The 22,669-nt window shown below is 69.9% G+C and carries 18 protein-coding genes; 12 read left to right on the plus strand and 6 right to left on the minus strand.

All coding sequences use genetic code 11. The features are described from left to right. Window positions 1-32 precede the first annotated feature (32 nt). From ACWCSV_RS17370 to ACWCSV_RS17380, 3 genes are read left to right on the plus strand one after another with little or no spacing between them, the layout of a single operon-like run. Entirely contained in the window at window positions 33-1,265 is a 1,233-nt protein-coding gene (locus tag ACWCSV_RS17370) for a cytochrome P450 (protein ID WP_451143019.1), read from the plus strand. Window positions 1,266-1,320: 55 nt separating this feature from the next. Beyond that, complete coding sequence (locus ACWCSV_RS17375; RefSeq protein WP_451143021.1) at window positions 1,321-2,556, plus strand: cytochrome P450; 1,236 nt, start codon at window positions 1,321-1,323, stop codon at window positions 2,554-2,556. A gap of 26 nt (window positions 2,557-2,582) precedes the next feature. Then, window positions 2,583-2,774, plus strand: a complete 192-nt coding sequence (locus tag ACWCSV_RS17380; RefSeq protein WP_451143023.1) for a ferredoxin — start codon at window positions 2,583-2,585, stop codon at window positions 2,772-2,774. A gap of 456 nt (window positions 2,775-3,230) precedes the next feature. Here ACWCSV_RS17380 and ACWCSV_RS17385 read toward each other — a convergent pair whose 3' ends face one another. The 5 genes from ACWCSV_RS17385 to ACWCSV_RS17405 form a co-directional block, all read right to left on the minus strand. Further along, entirely contained in the window at window positions 3,231-5,666 is a 2,436-nt protein-coding gene (locus ACWCSV_RS17385; RefSeq protein ID WP_451143025.1) for a glycoside hydrolase family 3 protein, read from the minus strand. A 552-nt stretch (window positions 5,667-6,218) separates the two neighbouring features. Beyond that, complete coding sequence (locus ACWCSV_RS17390) at window positions 6,219-8,792, minus strand: family 78 glycoside hydrolase catalytic domain (protein WP_451143027.1); 2,574 nt, start codon at window positions 8,790-8,792, stop codon at window positions 6,219-6,221. A 75-nt stretch (window positions 8,793-8,867) separates the two neighbouring features. Next, entirely contained in the window at window positions 8,868-9,779 is a 912-nt protein-coding gene (locus ACWCSV_RS17395; RefSeq protein WP_451143029.1) for a carbohydrate ABC transporter permease, read from the minus strand. 5 nt (window positions 9,780-9,784) lie between these two features. Then, window positions 9,785-10,669 (minus strand): carbohydrate ABC transporter permease, encoded by an 885-nt coding sequence (locus ACWCSV_RS17400; RefSeq protein WP_451143031.1) that lies wholly within the window; start codon window positions 10,667-10,669, stop codon window positions 9,785-9,787. Window positions 10,670-10,792: 123 nt separating this feature from the next. Continuing rightward, a complete protein-coding gene (locus ACWCSV_RS17405; protein WP_451143033.1) occupies window positions 10,793-12,109 on the minus strand; it encodes an ABC transporter substrate-binding protein in 1,317 nt (438 codons plus the stop codon). A gap of 292 nt (window positions 12,110-12,401) precedes the next feature. Between ACWCSV_RS17405 and ACWCSV_RS17410 the strand changes: the two genes are divergently transcribed. Together ACWCSV_RS17410 and ACWCSV_RS17415 are read left to right on the plus strand one after the other, a co-directional pair. Next, window positions 12,402-13,415, plus strand: coding sequence for a LacI family DNA-binding transcriptional regulator (locus ACWCSV_RS17410; protein WP_451143035.1), 1,014 nt, complete (start codon window positions 12,402-12,404; stop codon window positions 13,413-13,415). A 78-nt stretch (window positions 13,416-13,493) separates the two neighbouring features. After that, complete coding sequence (locus ACWCSV_RS17415; RefSeq protein ID WP_451143037.1) at window positions 13,494-14,531, plus strand: LacI family DNA-binding transcriptional regulator; 1,038 nt, start codon at window positions 13,494-13,496, stop codon at window positions 14,529-14,531. Window positions 14,532-14,731: 200 nt separating this feature from the next. On the opposite strand, the gene ACWCSV_RS17420 is transcribed toward ACWCSV_RS17415, so the two are convergent. Continuing rightward, the gene (locus tag ACWCSV_RS17420; protein ID WP_451143039.1) at window positions 14,732-15,649 is read right to left on the minus strand and encodes a LysR family transcriptional regulator; all 918 of its coding nucleotides are present in this window, start codon (window positions 15,647-15,649) and stop codon (window positions 14,732-14,734) included. Between the two features lie 127 nt (window positions 15,650-15,776). Here ACWCSV_RS17420 and ACWCSV_RS17425 point away from each other — a divergent pair, with 127 nt between their 5' ends. From ACWCSV_RS17425 to ACWCSV_RS17455, 7 genes are all read left to right on the plus strand, one after another. Continuing rightward, the gene (locus ACWCSV_RS17425) at window positions 15,777-16,778 is read left to right on the plus strand and encodes a fumarylacetoacetate hydrolase family protein (RefSeq protein ID WP_451143041.1); all 1,002 of its coding nucleotides are present in this window, start codon (window positions 15,777-15,779) and stop codon (window positions 16,776-16,778) included. Beyond that, window positions 16,775-17,737: a cyclase family protein gene (locus tag ACWCSV_RS17430; protein ID WP_451143043.1), complete on the plus strand. Its 963-nt coding sequence runs from the start codon at window positions 16,775-16,777 to the stop codon at window positions 17,735-17,737. The genes ACWCSV_RS17425 and ACWCSV_RS17430 overlap by 4 nt, the downstream gene beginning before the upstream one ends. 24 nt (window positions 17,738-17,761) lie before the next feature. Next, entirely contained in the window at window positions 17,762-18,892 is a 1,131-nt protein-coding gene (locus tag ACWCSV_RS17435) for an FAD-dependent oxidoreductase (protein WP_451143045.1), read from the plus strand. Beyond that, window positions 18,889-19,908: an amidohydrolase family protein gene (locus tag ACWCSV_RS17440; RefSeq protein ID WP_451143047.1), complete on the plus strand. Its 1,020-nt coding sequence runs from the start codon at window positions 18,889-18,891 to the stop codon at window positions 19,906-19,908. Before ACWCSV_RS17435 ends, ACWCSV_RS17440 begins: the two co-directional genes overlap by 4 nt. A 4-nt stretch (window positions 19,909-19,912) precedes the next feature. Further along, window positions 19,913-20,845 carry a VOC family protein gene (locus ACWCSV_RS17445; RefSeq protein ID WP_451143049.1) on the plus strand — a complete coding sequence of 311 codons (933 nt, stop codon included), beginning with the start codon at window positions 19,913-19,915 and terminating at the stop codon, window positions 20,843-20,845. 89 nt (window positions 20,846-20,934) lie between these two features. Further along, window positions 20,935-21,906 carry a fumarylacetoacetate hydrolase family protein gene (locus tag ACWCSV_RS17450; protein ID WP_451143051.1) on the plus strand — a complete coding sequence of 324 codons (972 nt, stop codon included), beginning with the start codon at window positions 20,935-20,937 and terminating at the stop codon, window positions 21,904-21,906. Then, entirely contained in the window at window positions 21,903-22,655 is a 753-nt protein-coding gene (locus ACWCSV_RS17455; RefSeq protein ID WP_451143053.1) for an SDR family oxidoreductase, read from the plus strand. Before ACWCSV_RS17450 ends, ACWCSV_RS17455 begins: the two co-directional genes overlap by 4 nt. Window positions 22,656-22,669: the final 14 nt, after the last annotated feature.

Consider the following 22,669-nt stretch of genomic DNA (forward strand, 5'->3'; position numbering starts at 1 on the left):
CGGCCCGCTCCCTCCCGTGCGAAGAGGACACCATGACTGCACCTGCCGAAGCGGCCGCCGAGGGCGCCCTCCCGGAGTTCCCGATGCGTAGGGCCTGTCCCTTCAGTCCGCCTGCCGCCTACACCGGGCTGCGTGAGAACGAACCGGTCTCGCGGGCGCAGTTGAAGGTCAACGGCAAGCCAACCTGGCTGGTCACCCGCCACGACCTGTACAAGAAGCTGCTCGGCGACGCGCGGGTGAGCGCCAATCTGAAGCTGCCGGGCTATCCGCTCCAGGTGCCGGTGCCGGAGGAGACGCTGCAGTCGGTCCCCCTCACCTTCCTGTCCATGGACCCGCCGGACCACACCGTGCAACGCCGGATGCTGGCACCGGAGTTCAGCGTTCGCCGGATGCGCGAGCTGCGCGCCCGGGTGCAGCAGCTCGTGGACGATCAGATCGACGAGATGCTCGCCAAGGGCTGCGACAGCCCGGTGGACCTCGTCACGGCCCTGGCGCTGCCGGTGCCGTCCCTGGTGATCTGCGAACTGCTCGGCGTCCCCTACAAGGACCACACCCGGTTCGAACAGTGGGCGTGGGCCATCATGAACCACGAGGTCAGCGACGAGGACCGGGGCATGGCCCACTACGAGCTGGACCGCTACGTGGACGGGCTGGTCCTCGCGAAGGAGAGCGAGCCCGGCGACGACATGATCAGCCGGCTGATCGAGTTCAACCGGGAGACTCCGGCGGTGGAACACTCGGACATCGTCAGCATGTCCAAGCTGATGCTGGTCACCGGCCACGAGACCACGGCGAACATGATCGCGCTGGGTGTGCTGGCGCTGCTGGAGCACCCGGACCAGCTCGCCGCCGTGCGCGAGGAGCCCGAACTGATGCCGCGCGCGGTGGAGGAACTGCTGCGTCTGTTCTCCATCTCGGACGCCGGCACGGCGCGCGTGGCCATGGAGGACATCGAGCTCGGGGGTGTCACCATCCGCGCCGGTGACGGCATCCTGCCGCTGAACAACGCCGCCAACCACGACGAGCAGGTGTTCCCCGACGCGGACCGGCTGGACGTGCGCCGCGAGGCCCGCAGCCACGTGGCCTTCGGGTACGGCGTCCATCAGTGCGTCGGCCAGAACCTGGCCCGGATGGAACTCGACGTCGTCTACTCCACTCTGCTGCGCCGGGTGCCGACACTGCGCCTGGCCACACCGGCCGACGAACTGCGCTTCAAGGACGACGCCATCGTCTGGGGCCTGTACGAGCTGCCCGTCACGTGGTGACGCCGGACACCCCGCTGAGCATTCCCTCCCCCACCGTTCCGTTCGAGAGGCAGCCATGACCCATTCCGCAGACCCGGACGGCGGGACGGCGTCGCCGTATCCCCAGTTCCCCATGCGGCGCACCTGCCCGTTCAGCGAGCCGCGCGAATACGCCGGGCTGCGCGCGGACGAGCCCGTGTCGCGCGCCTCGCTCAAGGTGAACGGCAAGCCGACCTGGCTGGTGACCCGGCACGAGCACGTCAAGCAGGTGCTCGGTGACCCGCGGGTGAGTTCCAACCTCAAGCGTCCCGGCTACCCGCACCAGTTCCACATCTCCGAGGAGATGCTGGCCCACGTCCGGCTGATGATGCTGTCCATGGACCCGCCGGACCACACCGCGCAGCGCCGCATGCTGATACCGGAGTTCACGGCCCGTCGGACGAAGGAGATGCGCCCGCGGATCCAGGAGATCGTCGACGAGCGCATCGACGCCATGCTCGCCGCGGGCGGCCCGGTCGACCTGGTCCAGGCCCTGGCCCTGCCGGTGCCGTCCCTGACCATCTGCGAGCTGCTCGGGGTCCCCTACGAGGACCACGCCCAGTTCGAGGAGTGGTCGGGGGCCCTCATGAACCACGACCTCAGCCCGGAGGAGTACGGGGCCGCGGTGCAGGCCCTGGACATGTACCTCGACAAGCTGGTCACCCTCAAGGAGGCCGAGCCGGGTGACGACCTGATCAGCCGGTTCCTGGAGAAGAACCGCACCGAGCAGGCCGCCGACCACCTCGACGTGGTGACAATGGCCCGGATGATGCTGGTGGGCGGCCATGAGACGACGGCGAACATGATCGCGCTGGGTGTGCTCGCCCTGCTGGAGCACCCGGACCAGATGGCCGAGCTCCGGTCGGACCACACGCTACTGCCGAACGCCATCGAGGAGCTGCTCCGGGTCTTCTCCATCTCGGACTCGGGCACCGCCCGCGTTGCGGTCGAGGACATCGAGGTGGGCGGTGTCACCATCCGCGCCGGTGAGGGCGTCCTCGCGCTGAACAACGCGGCCGACCACGACGAAGCGGTCTTCGCAGACCCCGGCACCCTCGACTTCCACCGCAAGGAGGCGCGGAGCCACCTCGCCTTCGGGTACGGGATCCACCAGTGCATGGGCGCGAACCTCGCCCGCGCGGAGCTGGAGATCGTGTACGGCACCCTGCTACGCCGCCTTCCGGGCCTCCGACTGGCCGTGCCCTCGGAGGAACTGCGCTTCAAGGACGACGCCATGGTCTACGGCGTCTACGAACTGCCCGTCACCTGGTGACGGCCGACCCGATCGGAATCCCTGTCATGCGTGTCACCACGGACCACGACCGGTGTGTGGGCTCCGGCCAGTGCGCGATGCTCAGCCCCGAGGTCTTCGACCAGGACGACGACGGTCTCGTCGTCGTCCTCCAGGGTGAGCCGGCCGCGGAGCTGCTGGACGATGTCCACCGGGCTGCCGACCTGTGCCCGTCACGGTCCATCCACGTCACCGGCTGACCCGTTCAAGGAGTACATCGCCCGGGGCACGTCACCCGACGCCCTCGCTGCGGCTGATCACCGCGGTCCGAGGGGAGTTGAGCGGGGAGGTCTCCTTGGATCTGGTCCCTTCCGGCGTAGCTCACGGACACCTTGGTATCCGATCCGTTCCGGCGTAGCTCACGGACACCGTGGTATCCGGATCGAGTCGGCCGAAGGCCGCGACCACCGCGCCCACAGGACATGGGAACGCTCCGTGCCGTGGTCGGACCGGAGAAGAAGCAGGCAAGGGAGAAGGGGGAGAGGTGCCGGGGGCGTCGGCCCGGTAAGGACACGGCGGACGGGGCGCGGGGCGATGCACGTCCCGCGCCCCACTCTCTCGTGAAGGTGGTGCGGAGTCCTTTTCGGTGACAGGCCACGAGGGAAAGCCGGGGCGCCTTCCGCGCGGGGGCCGGTCCGCGTCGCAGTCGAGCAGGATCAGCTGAGGGTGACGCTTCGCTGTGCTGTCAGGTGGCGGGACGAGCTTGCCGTGGCAAAGGTGTACAGGCCCGGGCCAAGGGTCCAGCCGCTCGACTGCCAGATGGACAGGTCCTCCTGCGGGATGGTGAAGGTCAGCCGTCGGGAACCCGCCGCGTCGAGCGTGACCTTGCGGAAGGCGACCAGGCGGCGGGGCTCCGCTGCCGCCGCCCCCGGCAGCGTGGCGTAGATCTGGACGACTTCCGTGCCTTTGCGCGGCCCTGTGTTGGTGACCGTCACGGAGAGGGTGACGTGTCTGTTCGCGTGGTCGTGGGCGACTTCCAGGGATCCGTGGGCGAAGGATGTGTAGGAGAGGCCGTGGCCGAAGGCGAAGCGCGGTTGCTGGCCTGCGGCGTCGTAGTAGCGGTACCCGACGGAGATGCCCTCGTCGTAGGTGACCGTGCCGTTCGTGCCCGGGTAGGTCGCGCCGGTGGTGCCGGGCCCCTGGGTCGCGTCCGCGGGGAAGGTGACGGGAAGGCGGCCGGAGGGGTCGCTGTCGCCGAAGAGGACGGCGGCGAGGGCGGTGCCCATGCCTCGGCCCCCGTACCAGAGCTGCAGGACGGCTTCCACCTCGTTCAGCCAGGGGGTGGCCACGGGGCCGTCGGTGTTGAGGACGACGATCGTGCGCGGGTTCGCGGCTGCCACGGCGCTGATGAGCTGGTTCTGGTCGCCCGGCAGGTCGAGTTGTGCGTGGTCCATGGCCTCGCCGGCGATCCGGTTGACGAAGACGACGGCGGCGTCGGCCGCTCGTGCTGTCGTGACGGCTGCGGGGATGAACGAGTCGGGCTGCCAGCCCAGGGTCAGGCCGCAGGTGCCGGTTTCGGCGGTGGCGTTGGAATAGGTCAGTTCGATGCTCACCGCGCGGCCCGCGGTGAGCTGGGCGGTCCCCTGGAGCGGGTAGTCGAACGGTCCGAGGAAGAAGCGTCGCATCTGGCGGGTGCCGGACACCACCGTGGTCCCATTGATCTTCAGGGTGGCCGTACCGGCGGGCAGCAGGGAGAAGCGGTGGAGGCCGGTGGTGGCCGGCAGCAGGGTGCCTGTCCACTTCACCGACCAGACGGCGGGCAGATTCGGAGCGGGGGTGGTGGTGAAGTCGACCCCCGCGTCGGTCCTCGTCAGCACCGGAGTCCCGCTGGGGTCGGCGCCCGCGAAGTAGGCCGCGGTCAGGCCGGCCTTGCCCGCGTTGTCGCGCAACACGGTCGTGGGGACCGCGGCCAGGGGAAGGTCGCCGCTGGTGCCCTGTGCGTGGGTGACCGTGACGGTGCTTCCGGCGCGGCTGCGGATGGCCTGGAGGGGGGTCGTCCAGGTTCCGGGATCGACGTAGCTGGATCCGCCGACTCCGGTCAGGGCGTCGGTGCCGGCGGGGCCGATGACGGCCAGCGACCTCACCGAGGCGGTCAGCGGAAGGGCCGAGGAGCGGTTGGCGAGCAGGACCGCGGAGGAGACCGCGGCCTCGTGGGCAAGATCCCAGTGGGCCTGTGTACTGACGTCCGCGGCAGGGGCGGGCACGGGGTTGTCGAAGAGGCCGTTGGCGAACATCGTGACGAGGATGCGGCGGGCGGCGTCGTCGAGTCGCGCGGCCGGGATCGCCCCTCCCGCAAGGCCGCCCTCGGAAACCGTCACCGCGCCGGCGCCGAGTCCGGCGAGGTCCATGCCCGCCCGGGCGGCGGCGACCTGGTCGTCACCGGCCCAGAAGTCCGGCACCGTGTATCCCTGGAGGCCGAGACCCGCCTTGAGATCGTTGAACAGGGCCGGGTTCTGCGTCGCGAAGACGCCGTTGACCTTCGGGTAGGCCATCATCACCGACGTGGTCGGCGCGGCGGCGACCACGTGGCGGAAGGGCGCCTCGTAGATCTCGTGCAGGGCGCGGTCGGACACCCTGGTGTCGGTGAAGAACCGGTTGGTCTCCTGCGTGTAGGCGGCGAAGTGCTTCACGGTGGCGACCACCCGCCGGCTCTGCAAGCCGACCGTGGCAGCCGCGCCCAGCCGGCCGGCGAGGAGGGGATCTTCTCCCATGCCCTCGGACTGGCGTCCGGAATGCCAGGTGCGCGTCACATCGACGGTCGGGCCCAGTACGTTGTTGTAGCCCTTGCCCCTGCCCTCGGTACCGATCGCTTCTCCGATGCGACCGACGAGGTCCTCGTCGAAGGTCGCCGCCTGAGCGACCGGAACGGGAAAGGCCGTCACCCCCTTTTCCCCTCGGAGGCCGGCGGACGCGTCGACCATGGTCAGGGCGGGGATGCCCAGGTGGGCGAGGGCCGCGAAGTCGCAGCGTACGAGGGCCTCCTTGTCCGCCGCCGTCATCCTGGCCAGCAGGGCGTCGGCCCTTTCTTGCGCGGTGGAGTCCGTCACGCCTGCGGCCTGGCCGCCCATGACCGGGACCATGGCAGCGGCCAACGCGGTGAGGGTGGCGGCAGAGAGAAATTGTCTTCTGTTCACAGCGGCTCTCCGGATACCTATGGACGGCTGCTCTAAATTCCGTCACGGGGAAAATGGGGGCCACGCAAGATGTCAGGATCTTGCGTGGCGCCCGGCTGGCGGGAACAGCATGGGATTCACGCGTCGCACGCATGCACACGCGTCTTCTTTTCCGCTTCTTTCGAGACATCCCTGCCGCGTCCCACCGCAGTCGACTTCGCACATCTCGGGCCTACTCGTGAAGCGTCTTGCCCAACAGACGGAAAGCTATTGCCTGTTCACTTTCGGGTCAACCTTCCGACGAGACTTCTTCGGATAAGTCGCTGACCAGCGGATACGAAGTCTCTCCGGATTGAAACGGCTTGAAAATTTCAATGGAATCCACCTTGGGATCTCCCTTCATTGTCCTGCTGGATCACAGGCATCCACGATATTGATGCAGGACTCATGAACAGGGCCCGAAAACGCCTGGACTGCCCGGCGCAGGAGGTGGTCGCGCCGGGCAGTCCAGGGTTGTGAAATACGTTTCGTTCAGGCGGCCGCTCCGGCGATTACGGCGGCTTCCAGGATGTGCTCACCCGGGGCGAGGGTAACGGGCGGCTTTCCGGGCAACTCGGCAACGGCGCGCGTTCCTTCGGGAACGGTGCAGCGGGCTGTCAGGCCGGTGCCGGTCAGTTCCCAGGAGAGGGCCGCGGTTCCGTACGGGGTCTCGTGGCGGGTGCGGGCCCAGGTGATGCCTCCTCCGGGCCGCGGCCGGAAGGCGATTTCCCGGTAGCCGGGGCCCGTGGCGGTGATGCCGCCGACGACCCGGTGCAGCCAGTCCGCGACGGCGCCGAGAGCGTAGTGGTTGAAGGAGGTCATGCCGCCCGGGTTGAGGCTGCCGTCGGTGCGCAGGCTGTCCCAGCGTTCCCAGATCGTGGTCGCGCCCTGGGTCACGGTGTACAGCCATGAGGGGCACTCGGTCTGGAGCAGCAGCTGGTAGGCGACGTCCAGGTGGCCGGTGTCCGTGAGTGCGTCACAGATCAGTGGGGTACCGACGAAGCCGGTGGCTATACGGGCGCCGTCCGCGAGGACGAGTTCGGCGAGCCGGTCCCCCGCATCCCGGCGCTGTTCGGGGGTGAGCAGGTCGAAGACGATTCCCAGGGCGTAGGCGGTGGGGCTGTCGCTCGTCATGCGGCCGGTCGGCAGGACGTACCGGTGACGGAAGGCTTCCGTCACCTCGGCGGCAAGGGCGGTGTATTGGTCCGAATCCGCGGTCTTCCCCAGCTCGGCCGCGGCACGTCCGAGATGACGGGTGGAGTGGGCGTAGTAGGCCGTCGCGACGAGGTAGCGGTCGGTGACGCCGGCCGCCGGGTCGTCCGGCGGTGCGGCGGGGTCCAGCCAGTCGCCCAGCTGGAAGCCGGTGTCCCACAGGCGCGTCGGGCCGGCCAGTCGCTCCACCAGGTCGACCCATTTCTTGGCCATGGGATAGTGGCGCCGGAGGAGACCGGTGTCGCCGAAGCGCTGGTGGAGGGTCCAGGGGGTGAGTACGGCGGCGTCTCCCCAGGCCGCCCCGGGGTGGATCGGCGTCCACATGGGAGCGCCGGGTATGACGGGCACGTACCAGGGGACGGTGCCGTCGGGGAGTTGTTCCAGGCCGACGTCGGTGAGCCAGGAGTCGAGCATGCCGGCGCAGTCGTAGAGGAAGCTCGCGGTGGGCGCGAAGACCTGTATGTCGCCGGTCCAGCCGAGGCGTTCGTCGCGCTGAGGGCAGTCGGTGGGGATGTCGACGAAGTTGCCGCGCATGCTCCACAGAACGTTCTCGTGCAGTCGGTTGACCAGGGGGTCGCTGCACTCGAACCAGCCGGTGCGGCGCATGTCCGTGTGGTGGACACGCGCGTTGACCATGTCCGCGTTCAACTCGCCCGGCCAGCCGTTCACTTCGGCATAGCGAAAGCCGTGGAGGGTGAAGCGCGGCTCCCAGGTGAGCGGTCCGTCGCCGGAGAGGATCAGGGTGTCGGTGGCGTACGCCTCGCGCAGCGGCCGGGTTGCCAGTGCGCCGTTCTCCAGTACTTCGGCGTGCCGCAGGACGATGGTGGTGCCGGCCGGCCCGTCGACGGTGACGCGGAGGCGGCCCACGAGGTTCTGGCCGAAGTCGAGGAGGTGCCCGCCCTCGGTGGGGGTGAGGGCGACCGGGGTGATCTCCTGGGTGCAGCGGACCGGTGGTCCCATCGGGGCGACCAGCGTCGCGGGGTCACGGCGGCCCGTCCGAACGGGGCTCCACGTGTCGGAGGCAGTACGCAGGGGCGAAGGTGTGCACCAGTGCGCGTCGTGGAGCCGGGCGTCGAAGATCTCGCCCTCGTAGAGGCCGCTGGTCAGGATCGGGCCGGGAGCGGCGTGCCAGGTTCCGTCCGTGGCGATGACGGTGACGGAGCCGTCGTCGTGCACCACTTCGAGTTGGGCGATGAGCGCTTGGTCGGTGCCGTAGATGTTGCGGGTGCCGCCGTCGAAGCCGTACTTGCCGCGGTACCAGCCGTCGCCGAGCCAGGCCCCGATGGTGTTGGCGCCCTCGGTGAGGTGGTCGGTGACGTCGTGGGTGCGGTAGCGCAGCCGGTGGGGGTAGACCGTCCATCCCGGGGCCAGTGTCTCGTCCCCGACGCGGCGACCGTTGATCTCCGCCTCGTACAGGCCGTGGGCGGTGACGTACAGGCGGGCGTGGGCCACGGGGCGGTCGAGCCGGAAGTCCTTGCGGACCCGCGCCGGGCGGCGCTCGGCCTCCGGCTCCTCGTCCCATCCCGCGCCCACGGGCACCGCCTGCCAGTCGGTGGGCGCCAGCAGGCCTGCTTCGACGGTCTGCGGATCGCTCCATCCCGATGGCTCCGGGGCGTCCGGAGTCCAGACGCGGACCCGGACGAGCGCGCGTTCCCGGGAGGCCAGCGGCTCACCCGGCCAGGGCGCGAGTACGTGGGTGTCGACGTCGACACGCCCGGTGCGACGGACGGCGCCGGAGCGGTCGACTTCCAGTTCGTATGCCTGCTGTCGGCCGGATCCCGGCGGCAGCGTCCAGGTGAGCCGGGGGGCGGCGACTCCGATGCCGAGTCCGTCCGGCAGATGCTCGAAGGACACCGGGGAGGGCTGAGGGGGGAGCAAAGGGAGGACCTTTCTTGCACGTGCGGGAGCGAGCGTGGTGGCGGGCGGGGGTCAGCCCTTGACGGCTCCGCCGGTGAGGCCCTTCATGACCTTCTGGTTGAGGAAGAGGTAGATCAGGAGGGTGCCGAAGACGTTGATGCAGATGGCGGCGAAGAGGGGACCGTACTGGGTGGCGCCGAAGTCGCCGGTGAAGTTGAGCAGCCCGACCTGGATGGTGCGCAGGTCCTGGTCGTTGGTGAAGGTGAGGGCGATGAGCAGGTCGTTCCAGATGAAGAAGAACTGCACCAGGCCGACGGTGAGCAGGGCGTTGCGGACCAGGGGGACGCTGATGGTCCAGAAGGCGCGCAGGATGCCGGCACCGTCGACGGTGGCCGCCTCGAACAGCTCGCGCGGGACCGTACGGTAGTAGGTGGCCATCATGAAGACGGTCAGCGGAAGGCCGGTGCCGGTGTAGGTGAGGATCAGCGGCCACAGCGTGCCGGACAGGCCGGTCTGGAAGTACACGGTGAACAGGGGCAGCAGGATCATCTGCGGCGGGATCATCATGCCCGCGAGGAAGACGAGCAGGGTGAGGCTGCGGCCCTTCCAGACCATGATCTGGAGGGCGAAGCCGGCGGCGGTGCCCAGCAGCAGCATCAGGGCGAGGGCAGGGACGACGGCGAGCAGGCTGTTCTGGACGTACAGGCCGATGTGGCCGGTGTTCCACGCCTCGCCGTAGTTGCCCCACTCCCAGGAAGTGGGCAGGCTCCAGGTGGAGTTGTTCAGGTAGTCGTCGTTGGACTTCAGCGAGGTGAGGAACATCCATATCAGCGGGTAGACCTCGACGACCAGCAGAAGTGCGACGACGGTCTTGACCCACAGGCGGCTCCCCCGACGGCCGGCCCGGGGCCGTCGAGCCCGGTCGGGGGTGCGGGCGGACGTTCTCGCGGGGGTCGTCTTCGGGGGCGTGTCGATGGTGGCCATGGGTCTCAGCCCTCCGTGAGGTCACGCCGCGAGACGCGGTGGACGACCAGGCTCACCAGCAGGCTCACGACGGTCAGCAGCAGGGCGATGGTGCTGCCGTAGCCGTAGTCGCTGTAGGTGAACGACGTCTGGAACATGTACAGGGTCAGCGGGGTGGTGCCGTTGCCCGGACCACCGTTGGTCAGGGCGACGATCGAGTCGAAGGCTTTGAGCGTTCCGTTGATGCTGAAGATCAGCGAGGACATCAGGACGGGCAGGGACAGCGGCAGCACGATGTGGCGTACGAGTCTGAGTCCGGTCGCCCCGTCGAGGCGGGCCGATTCCAGGACCTCGTCGGGGATGTCGACCAGGCCGGCGAAGAGCAGCACGGCGTAGAAGCCCATGGACCGCCAGATGTCCATGGCGACCAGGACCCAGAAGGCGCTGCCCGAGCTGCCGAAGAAGTCGATCGAGTCGATGCCGACCGCGTTGAGCAGCGAGTTGACCGGGCCGGTCTGGGGGGCGACCTGGAAGAACTTCTGGAACAGCAGGCCGACGGCGACGGTGGGCAGGACGACGGGGAAGAAGACCAGGGTGCGGACGAGCGCCGAGGCCCTCCTGAGGAAGAACACGTAGAGCAGGGCCAGGAGGTAGCCGGCGACGACCTGACCGGCCGTGACGGTCACGGCGTATTTCAGCGTGAACCAGAGCGCCTCCCGGACCGCCGGATCGTCGAAGAGGCGCGGGAAGTTGGCGACACCGTTGCCGGTGAAGCCGTCGATGGTGTTGCCCTTGGTGAAGGAGTAGCCGAGCGACCACACCATGGGGACGAGCATGATCAGCGAGTAGACGAGGAGGGCGGGACCGAGCAGGAGCGCGATCGCCCTGCGGTCACCGAGTACGCGGTGCATGGATGGTGTCCGTCTCGTTTCCGTTGGCGGGACCTGCGGCGGTGCGGGGCGGCTGGGCCGTCGGGGCCCGGGGCGGCTCGCACACCACCGTGCGAGAGGGCGGGCGGGCCGCCCCGGGGAGGATCACCGGGCGGCGAGTGCGTCCTGGACGGTCTGCATGAACTGCTGGGGGCTCATGCTCCCCGAGACCAGGCTCGCGGCGTTGGTCTGGCTGATGGTGGTGGCCTTGGTGCTGAACAGGGCCTCGAACCACAGCACGTTCTGCCGCGAGGAGCTGACGGTGTCGCGGACCTGGGTGGTGACCGCGTTGGCGTCCTGCACCTCGGTGTTCACCTTGAAGCCGGTGATGGTCCCGTGGTCCTTCAGCGCCGTGGCGCCGTAGTTCTCGGTGATGCAGGAGACCCAGGCGCCGGTCTTCTTGTCGAAGGACTTCGCTCCCAGAGCGATGCCGAGGCCGACGTTGGACGGGTACTGGTCGACCGAGCCCTTGCCTCCGGCGACGGCCGGAAAGGGCATGAAGCCGACGTTCTCGGCGCCGACCTTGTTCTGCGCGGCGTCGGAGATGTTCGCCAGCGCCCAGCTGCCCATGTAGAACATGGCCGCCTTGCCGCTGAGGAACTGGTTCATCGCGGTGTCGTAGTCGATGGAGCCGACACCCTTGCCGAAGTATCCCTTCTTGCCGAGCGCGGCGACTTCGTCGGCGGCCTTCACGTACTCCGGGTCGGTCAGCTTGGCCTGACCGTCCGCGACCTTCCGCAGGGCGTCGGGGCCGAGGCTGCGGAAGAGGTAGTCGCTGATCAGGCGGGTCAGCGGCCATCCCTGCTGGCCGGAGGCGGAGAAGGGCTGGACGTCCTTCGACTTCAGCTTCGCAGCCGCGGACACCAGTTCGTCCCACGTGCCGGGCACGGCCAGGCCGTTGTCGGCGAAGATCTTCTTGTTGTAGAAGATCCCCTCGATGTTGTACTCGTACGGCAGTACCTCCAGCTTCCCGCCGTACAGGGCCTTGATCGTCGAGACGGCGGCGGGCTCCAGCTGGTCCAGGACGCCCAGCTCCTTGAGTTTCGGTTCCAGGTCGGCGACCTTGCCGGACTTCGCGAGCTGCTGGGTGAGGGCGGGGGCGTTACCGGCGGCGAACTGCACGGGCAGTGCGTTCTGGCCGGCCAGGAGCTGGAGCTTCTGGTCGAGGCTCGCCTGCGGGACGGTTTCCACCTTGAGCGGCAGTGCGTCGTTCGCCGGCTTGCACGCGCCCTTCGACAGCGTGGTGAGAGCGGTCTTCACGGTGGTGTTCTCCGTGACGCTGAGGTAGTCGAAGTCGGCGGGTGCGGCGGAGGAGCCACCGCCGCTGCCGCCGCAGGCGGTGGCGAGCAGTACCAGCGAAGCGGTGCCGGCGGTGAACAGACTCAGTCGCGTACGACGGCCACGGGGCATGCGCAGGGACACGGGGAACTCCCAGGGTCATGGAGGAGGACGGAGCAGGACGCGGTGGTGCGAGAGCGCCAGGGCGGGGCAGGGCCCGGCAGCACGGAGAAGTTTGTAAAACGTTCTCTACGTCGAGTGGGCAAAACCTTGCACTCCACATCAGGAACCGTCAAGACACATCCCGGTAACAGCGTGGAGATACAGAGCGACTTGACAGCTCCCCAGGGCTACCGTGTAGACCGTTGCACGACACGCATCACAGAGCAGAGGTGGATCGATGGATCGGGCCGGCGCAGCCAGGCAGAACAGACGCGTGACGATCACCGATGTGGCCCGGCACGCCGGCGTCTCCACCGCTGCCGTCTCCAAAGTGCTGCGCAACGCCTACGGCGTGAGCGAGAGCATGCGGGAGAAGGTCACGGCGGCCATCACCGAGCTCGGCTACCGGCCGCACGCGGCGGCCCGCGGCATGCGCGGACGGACCTACACGATCGGCGTGCTGCTCGACAACGTGCGCAACGCCTTCTTCGCGGACATCCTCGACGGCATCCGGGACGAACTGCGTCAGACCGAATACACCGTGCTGATCGGCGCGGCCGGATTCGACCCGGAGGACCAGGCGAAGACCATCCGCTCCATGGTCGACCGTCAGATGGACGGGCTGGTCCTCATCGCCCCCGGGACCGCACGGGCCGAGGTCCTGGCCACGGCTGCGACGACGCCGACCGCGGTCATCGGCCACCACGACACGGACGACACCTACGACTCCGTCGTGGACGCCGACGACACCGGCGCCGGCCTGGTCGTCGACCATCTCGCCGCCCTCGGCCATCGCGACATCGCCCTGGTGTCCGCCCCTGGCACGAAGGCCAACCAGTGGAAGCGCACACCCGAAGTCGTGCTGCGGGACGGCTACCTGAAGGCCATGGAACGGCACGGCCTGACCGGACACGCCCGCGTCCACCACACCGCCTACTCCGACGAGGGCGGATACAAGGCGGGAATGACCCTGCTGACCGCGGCCCACCGGCCGACCGCCGTCATGGCGGGTGCCGACGTCGCCGCCCTGGGCATCTTCCGCGCAGCCCACGAACTGGGCCTGCGCATCCCCGAAGACCTCTCGCTCGTCGGTTACAACAACACCGCACTCGCCGCACTCGCCCCCGTCCGGCTCACCAGCGTCGACCAGGCCGGTCACACCATGGGCTCCACCGCCGCCCGCATGCTCGTCGAACGGGTGGAAGGCCGGAGGGACCGGGCCATGCGGACCACCATGACCCCCCGGCTCGTGGTGCGCACCACCACCGCTCCGCCACGGAGCCGGTAGACCGTGCGCCGGCCGACCGCCGCCACACCCGCCACACCCTCGGCTCTTGGCCCACCGGGCCCCGAGGTACGGGGCGCGGTGCGGGACAGCAGAGCACGCCCGCGGGTCGGCATCAAGGACGTGGCCAGGGAGGCCGGTGTCTCGCTCGGCACCGTCTCCAACGTCCTCAACCGGCCCGAGATGGTGGCCGAGGCCACCCGTACACGCGTCCTGGAGGTGATCGGCACACTGGGCTACGTCCGTGCCGAGGGCGCGCGGCAACTGCGGGGATGGGCTTCCCGGGTGATCGCCCTGATGGTCCTCGACATCGTCAACCCCTTCTTCACCGCGCTCGCCGCCGGCGTGGAGCAGGCCGCCCGGGAAGCGGACCTGGGCGTCATGGTCTGCACCGGCGCCCACGATCCTGCGGAAGCGGCACGCTACTTGTCGCTGATCACCTCGCACCAGGTCCGCGGTGCGGTGATCACCGCGGGCGAGGGCACCGAACGCACGGTCGCGGCCTTCCGCCGCAACGCGGTCCCCTTCGTCGTCGCCGACCGGAGCGCACCCTGGACCGAGGCCTGCTCGGTCGGCATCGATGACGTCGCCGGAGGCCACGCCGCGGCCCGCCATCTGATCGCCCGGGGCCACCGGTCCCTCGTCTACGTCGGCGGTCCCGAGACCCTTCCGCAGGTACGGGACCGGCGTCGAGGCGCGCTGCACGCCCTCGGCCCGGCCGGCCTGCCCGCCACCGCCCTGGTCGAACTCCCCTGCCCCGCACTCACCGTGGACGCCGGAAAGGACGCCGGACACCGCATCCTCGGCCTTCCCCAGCGACCGACGGCCGTTTTCTGCGCCAACGACCTGCTGGCTCTCGGCGTTCTGCAAGCGCTCTACGAGGCCGGGCTGAAGGTCCCCGAGGACATCGCCGTGGTGGGCTACGACGACATCGAGTTCGCCGCCTCCGCCGTCGTACCCCTCACTTCGGTACGCCGGCCGGCCGTCGCGATGGGCCGGCGGGCCGGCCGCCTCCTCATCGAGGACACGGCCGACGGTCCTGCTCATGAACACGCGCACATCGTCCTTCAGCCGGAACTCGTCGTGCGCCGGTCGACCATGGCGGCACCGGCTCGCTGACCCCCCGGGTCGCAACCGGAAACGCAGCCGGACCACATCCGGCTACGGGGGCGCGGGTGCGCGGTTGCGCACGACCTGGACCGATGATGCCTCGGGGACGCCCCGCTGCCCACCGGTGGCACGATTCATGTACCGGATGCTTTCCATCCAGCCGGCGGATGGTCCCGGGCTCTGTGGGCCGGACTTGGTCCGCACCCGGCTCACTCCCCCGCCCCCCCGGCCATCCGGCTGCCGACCCGGGCGGCCGTCTCCCGCAGCCAGATGTGGGCCGCGTCGTGGGTGTGCACGGGGTGCCACCACATCGCCTCCCTGAGGGGGACGGCCTCGTAGGGCGGCTCGACCACGCGTACGGCGGCCAGCGGCGCGAGGAGCCGGGCGAGGCGGGCCTGGATCAGGGCGATGCGCCGGGTTCCGCCGACCAGCAGCGGGATGGTCTGGAAGCTGTCGACGGACACCTCGACGCGGGGTTCGATACCCAGCATGCCCAGCTGGCGGACGGCCGGGGCGTCGTAGGTGCGCTGGTAGGTGACCCAGGGCAGCCGGGCCAGATCCTCCCGGGTCAGCCGGTCGTCGACGCTCGGGTGGTCCTCGGCGACGAGGAACACCCAGCGGTCCTGGTAGAGGTCGGTGGCCGGGAAGTCGCTGATCACACCGTGTGGCATGAGCAGGCCGTCAGTGGTGCTGAGCAGGGTCTCGGTGGCGTCCACCACGGTGGTCGGCGTCTGGGCGAAGCGCAGCCGGATGCCGGGGGCCTCCTGGTGCACGACCCGGGCGAGCTCTGCGCCGAAGACGGCCACCGCGTAGTCGGACGCCACCAGCTTGAACTCGCGGTTCTCCTTGGCCGGATCGAAGTGCGCCTGACTCGCGAAGAGGCGTTCCAGCAGGTCGTAGGCGGTGGATGCCCGGTCGAGAAGGACCTGGCCGAGGGCGGTGAGTTCGTAGTGGCCGCCTACGCGGGCGAGCAGGTCGTCGTCGAAGTGCCGGCGCAGGCGTGAGAGCGCGGCGCTCATGGCGGGCTGACTGAGGCCGACGCGCTCCCCGGCCCGGGTGACGTTGCGCTCCTCCAGCAGGGCGCGCAGGGCGACGACGAGATTGAGGTCGAGGCGACTCAAATTCATGGCGGTTTTCCTAGCTGTCCGGCGACGACCTGCGGCAATTTGTCAGACGGATGCCGACCATCCACAGAATCTATTTCCGTGATCACTGGTGGCGGGTCCAGATTAGTGCCACCGCAATCAGGAGGACATGTTCGTGAAACCTGAAGCCTCGTCCGCCCCCTTCGCCGGGCCCTTCGCCCTGGCCACACTCTCCGCCCCCGAGGGGGCGCCCTTCCCCGCTCTCGTCACACCCGACGCGCAGGTGACCGACCTGCGGTCCGCCCTGGGCAACGCCGAGTTGACCGTTCGGGCCGTCCTGGAGGACTGGGACGCGGTGGAGCCGCGGCTCACCGCGCTGGCCTCCGACGACGGTCCGCACCGCCGGGCCCTGGCGGAATTCCGGGTACACGCACCGGTCGAGCCGCGCCAGGTCTTCCAGTCCGGGGCCAACTACCGCCAACACGTCATCGATCTGCACGTCGCCCACCGGGCGCCGGGCGACGAGCGGCCGGAGGAGGAACGGCGCGCCGAGGCTGCGGAGATCATGGACCGGCGGGCAGCCGAGGATCTGCCGTACGTCTTCATCGGTCTGCCGAGCGCGATCACCGGACCGTACGACGACGTCGTACTGCCGGCCTGGGCCGAGAAACCCGACTGGGAGCTGGAGCTGACCGCGGTGATCGGCCGCCCCGCCTACCGGGTGTCCGTCGAGGAGGCCCTGGACCACGTTGCCGGGTACACCATCGCCAACGACCTGACCGACCGGGCGACCGTCTTCCGCCGGGACATGCCGCAGATCGGCACGGACTGGCTGCGCGGCAAGAACGCCCCCGGCTTCACCCCGCTCGGCCCCTGGATCGTCCCCGCCACCTCGGTCGCCGACACCGACGACCTGCGCCTCGTCCTGAAGCTCAACGGCGAGAACATGCAGGACGAGTCGACCAAGGACATGATCTTCGACGTCGCGCGCATGGTGTCCTACGCATCCCAGTCGGCCCGCCTCCTGCCGGGCGACCTGGTCCTCACCGGCTCCCCCGCCGGCAACGGCATGCACTGGGGCCGGCTGCTGCGCGACGGCGACGTCATGGACGGCTCCATCACCGGACTCGGCGCCCAGCGCACCCGTTGTGTGGCGGAGGAAGCCCGGTGACCCCCGACCGCACCGACCCCGAGGGCTCGGTCGCACGGGCCGCGAAAGCGTGCTCCAACTGGAACCGCTGGGGCGAGGACGACGTACTGGGCACCCTCAACTTCCTCGACGAAGCGAAGCGCCGCGAGGGCGCCGCGCTGGTCCGGCGGGGCGTCAGCTTCTCCCTCTCCCAGCGCTTCGACATCGACGGCCCGCAGAAGGGCTGGCGTCGGCGCACCAACCCGGTCCACACCATGCTGGACACCGGCACCGACGCGGCCCTCGGCAATCAGGGCCTGCCGCACGGCATCGGCGGCGCCGACGACGTGATCGCGATGCCTCTGCAGTGCTCCACGCAGTGGGACGGCCTGGGGCACATCTTCGACCACGGCAAGGCGTGGAACGGACGCCCGGCAGAAGAGGTCGTCACCTCCGACGGCGACCTGGTCACCGGCATCGAGCACATGGCCCCGCACGTCGCCGGGCGCGGGGTGCTCCTCGACGTCGGCCGGGTCGTCGGTGAGGACGGTGAGCTGCCCGACGGATTCGCGATCACCGAGGAGCACCTGGCGGCGACGGCCCGGGCGCACGGCGTGACCGTGGAACGCGGAGACATCGTGCTGGTACGCACCGGGCAGCTGAGCCGGGTACGCCGCGACGGCTGGGGCGAGTACGCCGGAGGGCCCGCACCCGGCCTGTCGTTCAGCACGGCCGGCTGGCTGCACCGCACCGAGATCGCCGCGATCGCCACCGACACCTGGGGCTTCGAGGTCCGTCCGAACGAGTTCGAGCAGGCCTTCCAGCCACTGCACCAGGTCGCCATCCCGAACATCGGCCTGCTCATCGGCGAGATGTGGGACCTCGACGCTCTCGCCGAGGACTGCGCCGCCGACGGCCTCTACGCCTTCTGGCTCACCGCCGCACCCCTGCCCATCACCGGCGCGGTCGGCTCGCCGGTCAACCCGATAGCCGTCAAGTAGCACCGAGGAACGAAGGAGTTCCCCATGCCCCCATCCCGCACGGTCCTCGTGATCGGCGGCGGCGCGGCCGGCAACGCCGTGACGATCCTGCTGCGCCGCGCCGGGTACGCCGTGGACCTGGTCGAGGCCAAGGCCGACTGGAACGCGACCGCCGGCTCCGGCATCACCCTCCAGGGCAACGCCCTGCGCGTCCTGCGCGAACTGGGCGTCTGGAAGCAGGTGGAAGCGTCCGGTTTCGGCTTCGGCTCGGTCGGCATCACCGCACCCGACGGCACGGTCCTGCACACCCAGGACGACCTGCGCACCGGCGGCGACGACCTGCCCGCGACCGTCGGCATGCAGCGCCCCCGGCTCCAGCGGATCCTCATCGACGCGGTGCGCGCCAGTGGTGCGACCGTCCGTCTCGGCACCACCGCCGAAATCCTGAGCCAGGACGCGCAGAGCGTCTCCGTACGGCTCTCCGACGGCTCCGAGCACCGCTACGACCTGGTGATCGCCGCCGACGGCCTCGGTTCCGCCACCCGCGCCGCCATCGGCATCCCCGCCCGGCCGGAGCCCACCGGTATGGCCATCTGGCGCGTCGCCGCCCCGCGCCCGGCCGGCGTCACCCGTACCGACCTCGCCTACGGCGGGCCGGCCTACATCGCCGGCTACTGCCCCACCAGCGACACGACGCTGTACGCGTACGTGGTGGAGGCCAACCGCGACCGCGCCGGGATTCCGCCCGAGTCGTACGCGGACGAGATGCGCCGCCTGACCCGGCACTACGGCGGGTTCTGGCCGGAGATCACCGAGCACGTCACCGATCCGGCGAAGGTCAACTACACCTGGTTCGACCGCATGCTGGTCGAGGGCTCCTGGCACCGCGGCCGGGTCGTCCTGGCCGGCGACGCCGCGCACTGCTGCCCGCCCACCCTCGCCCAGGGCGCCGCCCTCTCGCTGGAGGACGCGTGGGTGCTCGCCCAGATGCTGACCGGGGCCGACGACTGGGACGACGCGTTGTTCCAGGCGTACTACGAGCGGCGGATCGTCCGCGTCCGCCCGGTCGTCGAGGCATCCGTCCGCATCGGGCAGTGGCAGCTCGACGGTGTACGCGACGCCGACGTGCCCGGTCTGATGGCCCGCACCATGACCATGCTCCGGGAACTGCCGTGACAGCGCCGCAGGTTCAGCAGGCCGCCCCCACGGTCGACGTACACGCCCACGTCCTGCTGCCCGGGATCGAGGCGCTGGTGGAGGGGCGGCCGGGGCTGGCCGGAGCACGGGAACTGGACGCCCGCCGCAACGGCCCCGCGGCCCTCGCCGTCAGCGGTCCCATGGTCCGCGCGCGTTTCCCCCGCCTGACCGACGTCACCGTACGGCTGGCGGCGATGGACGCACAGGGTGTCGACGTCCAACTGGTCAGCCCCTCACCCTCGCACTACCACTACTGGGCGGACGAGGCGACGGCCGAAAAGGTGTACCGGCTGGCCAACGAGGCCACCGCGAAGCACTGTTCGGCGGCGCCGGCCCGGTTGCGCGGACTGGGCCTCGTACCGCTCCAGCACCCGGAGCTCACCGTCGACGCCCTCGACCACGCTCTCGCGCAGGGGCTGCTCGGCGTCGAGATCTCCAGCCACGCACCCGGCCGCGAACTCTCCGACCCGGCCTACGAACCCTTCTGGACCCGGGCCGAGGAGACGGGCGCGATCCTCTTCCTGCACCCCTTCGGCTGCACCCTCGACGAGCGCCTCGACCAGTGGTACCTGTCCAACACGGTCGGCCAGCCCACCGAGAACGCCGTCGCGCTCTCGCACCTGATCTTCTCCGGGGTACTCGACCGGCACCCCGGGCTGAAGCTGGTCGCGGCCCACGGCGGCGGCTACCTGCCCACCCACATCGGCCGCTCCGACCACGCCTGGTCCGCCCGGTCCGACGCGGGAGCCGGCTGCGCCCACCCGCCCAGCAGCTATCTGAAGCGGCTGTACTTCGACTCCCTCGTCCACGATCCCCATGCACTGCGGGAACTGGTCCGCGTCGCCGGGGCCGACCGGGTCCTGCTCGGCTCGGACTTCCCCTTCGACATGGGATCCGAGGACCCGGTCGGCGCCCTGCGCGCCGCCGCCCTGCCCGAGGCCGACTTCCACGCGATCCGCGGCCGCAACGCGGCCTCCCTCCTCCGGACGGACTGACACCATGCGCCTGCTCACCCACCTGAGGCACGTCGACCTCGCCGTGCCCGACTACGACAAGCAGCTCGACTTCTACGCGGGCGTCTGGGGACTGACCAAGGTCGCCGAGGATTCCGGCATCTCCTTCCTGGCCGCCGAGGGCTCCCCCGAGCAGTACGTCGTGCGGCTGCGCGAGGCCGACGAGAAGCGACTCGACCTCGTCTCCTACGGCGCCGCGTCCGCAGCCGACGTGGACACCCTGGCGGAGCGACTCATAGCCGGAGACGTGCGGTTGATCTCCCGTCCGGGCAAGGTCGACACCCCGGGCGGCGGATACGGCTTCCGCTTCTTCGACGTCGACGGCCGCACCATCGAGGTGTCCGCCGACGTCGCGGTGCGGCGCCACCGGAAGATCGAAGAGAAGGAGGCCATCCCGGTCAAGCTCTCGCACGTCGTGCTCAACTCGCCGGACCTGAACCGCACCCGCGCGTGGTACGAGCGCCACCTCGGCTTCGCCCTCTCCGACACCCTCAGCTCCCCGAACATGGGCGAGGTCATGCACTTCATGCGGATCAGCAACCAGCACCACTCCATGGCCATCGCCCAGGGCCCGCACACCGCCCTGCACCACGTCTCCTTCGAGATGCGCGGCATCGACGAGTACATGCGCGGCTCCGGCCGCGTCATGGGAGCCGGTTTCAAGAAGGTCTGGGGCCCCGGCCGGCACATGGCCGGTGACAACACCTTCACCTACTTCCTCGACCCGCACGGCAACACGGTCGAGTACACGACCGAGTTGGAGTGCCTGGACGAGGACACCTGGCACCCGCACGTGTACGACTTCTCCCGGCCCGAGGTCACCGACCAGTGGGGCACCGCCAACGCCATGAACGAGCTGGTCGCCAAGGAGTCCTTCAACGACCCCGACCGCGGCGTCTTCATCGCTCCCCCGGTCTGATCCCTTCCGCCGAGTCCGGGGGCGCGGGCCACGGCCCACGCCCCCGAGGCGCTCCCTTCCCGTCGTCCGCACTCCGCCGGAGCCGCACCATGCGTTTCGCCACGTACGAACATCAGGAGCACCGCCGGGTGGCGGTCGTGGAAGAGGACGGCACCCTCTTCCCCCTGCCCGGGGTCACCTCGCTCACCGCACTGATCCGGGAGAGCTCCGGCCTCCCCGCGCTGCTCACCGCCGGGTCGACGGCCCTCGGCGGGCCGGCCGGCCCGCACGTCTCCCAGGTCCGGCCGCTTCCCCCGCTCCAGCCCGCTTCCGTAAGGGACTTCGTGACCTTCGAGGAACACGTGGAGGGGGTGCGCCGGTCCGTGGAAGGGGTCGGCGGCGTCCCCGAACAGTGGTACGCGGCCCCGACCTTCTACTTCACGAACCCCCACGCGATCCACGGTCACCTCGACGGCATCCCGGTACCGCCCGGCTCGTCCGTCCTGGACTTCGAGCTGGAGGTCGGGGCCGTCATCGGCCGCGAGGGCCGTGACCTGACACCACGTCAAGCCCATGACCACATCATCGGATACACCGTCTTCAACGACTGGTCCGCACGCGACCTCCAGAGCGCGGAGATGAAGGTCGGCCTCGGCCCCTGCAAGGGCAAGGACACCGCCACCACCCTGGGTCCGTACCTCGTCACCGCCGACGAACTGGAGCCCCACCGCGACGCGGACGGCTTCCTGCGGCTGGCCATGACCGCGGAGATCAACGGCCGGGTGGTCGGCGAGGACCTGCTGTCCCACATGAGCTGGACCTTCGAGGAGATGACCGCCTATGCCTCCCGCGGCACCCGGGTCGTCCCGGGCGACGTCCTCGGCTCCGGTACCTGCGGCAACGGCGGCTGTCTCGCCGAACTCTGGGGCAGGCGCGGCGAGCAGTCCCCACCGCCGCTGAAGCCCGGTGACACCGTCACGCTCACCGTCGAGGGACTCGGCGTCCTCACCAACACCGTCGTCGCCGGCGCCGCCCCCGTCCCCCTCCCCACCGGACGCCGCCGCCTCCGGGAGCGGCCATGACCGACCAGCGCTCCAGGAGGCTGCTCGGAAAGGTCGTCGTCGTCACCGGCGCGGCCGGCGGACAGGGCGCCGCGGAGGCCAGGCTGCTCACCCTGGAAGGGGCCCGTGTCATCCCCACCGACGTGGCCGGCGCACCCGGCTGCCGACGCCTCGACGTCACCAGCGAGACGGACTGGGCCGAACTCGCGGACGAACTGCGGGAGTCGTACGGGCAGGTGCACGGTCTGGTCAACAACGCCGGCATCACCTGGCGGGCCCGGCTCGGCGACGTACGCCCGGCGGACATGGCCCGCGTCCACGCGGTCAACGTCACCGGTCCGCTCCTCGGCATGCAGCATGTGGCGCCGCTCATGCGCCCCGGCTCCTCCATCGTCAACGTCGGATCGTCCGCTGCCCTCACCGCTCACTACCCAGTCGCCTACACGACCAGCAAGTGGGCACTGCGCGGCCTGTCGAAGGCCGCTGCCCTTGAGCTCGGACCGCGCGGCATCCGCGTCAACACGATCCATCCCGGTTACATCGAGACCGGGATGACCGCCTCGGCCGCACCCGCGTTCCGCGAGGTGAACGTCCGCGAGACGCCACTGGGTCGCACGGGCACCGTCGGCGAGGTCGCGCCGCTGGTGGCGTTCCTGCTGTCCGACGGCGCGTCGTTCATCACCGGTGCGGAGATTCCGGTGGACGGCGGTATGACCGCGCACGGCGGCGTCAAGTCCGTCTCCGACGCCCTGCGCGAGGCCCCCAACTGAAAGGCACCACGCAC

This window comes from Streptomyces sp. NPDC001770 (assembly GCF_053596135.1).

What these genes read in the sequence shown, in the direction of transcription:
- ACWCSV_RS17370 (WP_451143019.1), top strand. Translation starts at nt 33, where the DNA reads ATGACTGCACCTGCCGAAGCGGCCGCCGAGGGCGCCCTCCCGGAGTTC.
- ACWCSV_RS17375 (WP_451143021.1), top strand. Translation starts at nt 1,321, where the DNA reads ATGACCCATTCCGCAGACCCGGACGGCGGGACGGCGTCGCCGTATCCC.
- ACWCSV_RS17380 (WP_451143023.1), top strand. Translation starts at nt 2,583, where the DNA reads ATGCGTGTCACCACGGACCACGACCGGTGTGTGGGCTCCGGCCAGTGC.
- ACWCSV_RS17395 (WP_451143029.1), bottom strand. Translation starts at nt 9,779, where the DNA reads ATGGCCACCATCGACACGCCCCCGAAGACGACCCCCGCGAGAACGTCC.
- ACWCSV_RS17400 (WP_451143031.1), bottom strand. Translation starts at nt 10,669, where the DNA reads ATGCACCGCGTACTCGGTGACCGCAGGGCGATCGCGCTCCTGCTCGGT.
- ACWCSV_RS17420 (WP_451143039.1), bottom strand. Translation starts at nt 15,649, where the DNA reads ATGAATTTGAGTCGCCTCGACCTCAATCTCGTCGTCGCCCTGCGCGCC.
- ACWCSV_RS17425 (WP_451143041.1), top strand. Translation starts at nt 15,777, where the DNA reads ATGTTCGTGAAACCTGAAGCCTCGTCCGCCCCCTTCGCCGGGCCCTTC.
- ACWCSV_RS17435 (WP_451143045.1), top strand. Translation starts at nt 17,762, where the DNA reads ATGCCCCCATCCCGCACGGTCCTCGTGATCGGCGGCGGCGCGGCCGGC.
- ACWCSV_RS17445 (WP_451143049.1), top strand. Translation starts at nt 19,913, where the DNA reads ATGCGCCTGCTCACCCACCTGAGGCACGTCGACCTCGCCGTGCCCGAC.
- ACWCSV_RS17450 (WP_451143051.1), top strand. Translation starts at nt 20,935, where the DNA reads ATGCGTTTCGCCACGTACGAACATCAGGAGCACCGCCGGGTGGCGGTC.
- ACWCSV_RS17455 (WP_451143053.1), top strand. Translation starts at nt 21,903, where the DNA reads ATGACCGACCAGCGCTCCAGGAGGCTGCTCGGAAAGGTCGTCGTCGTC.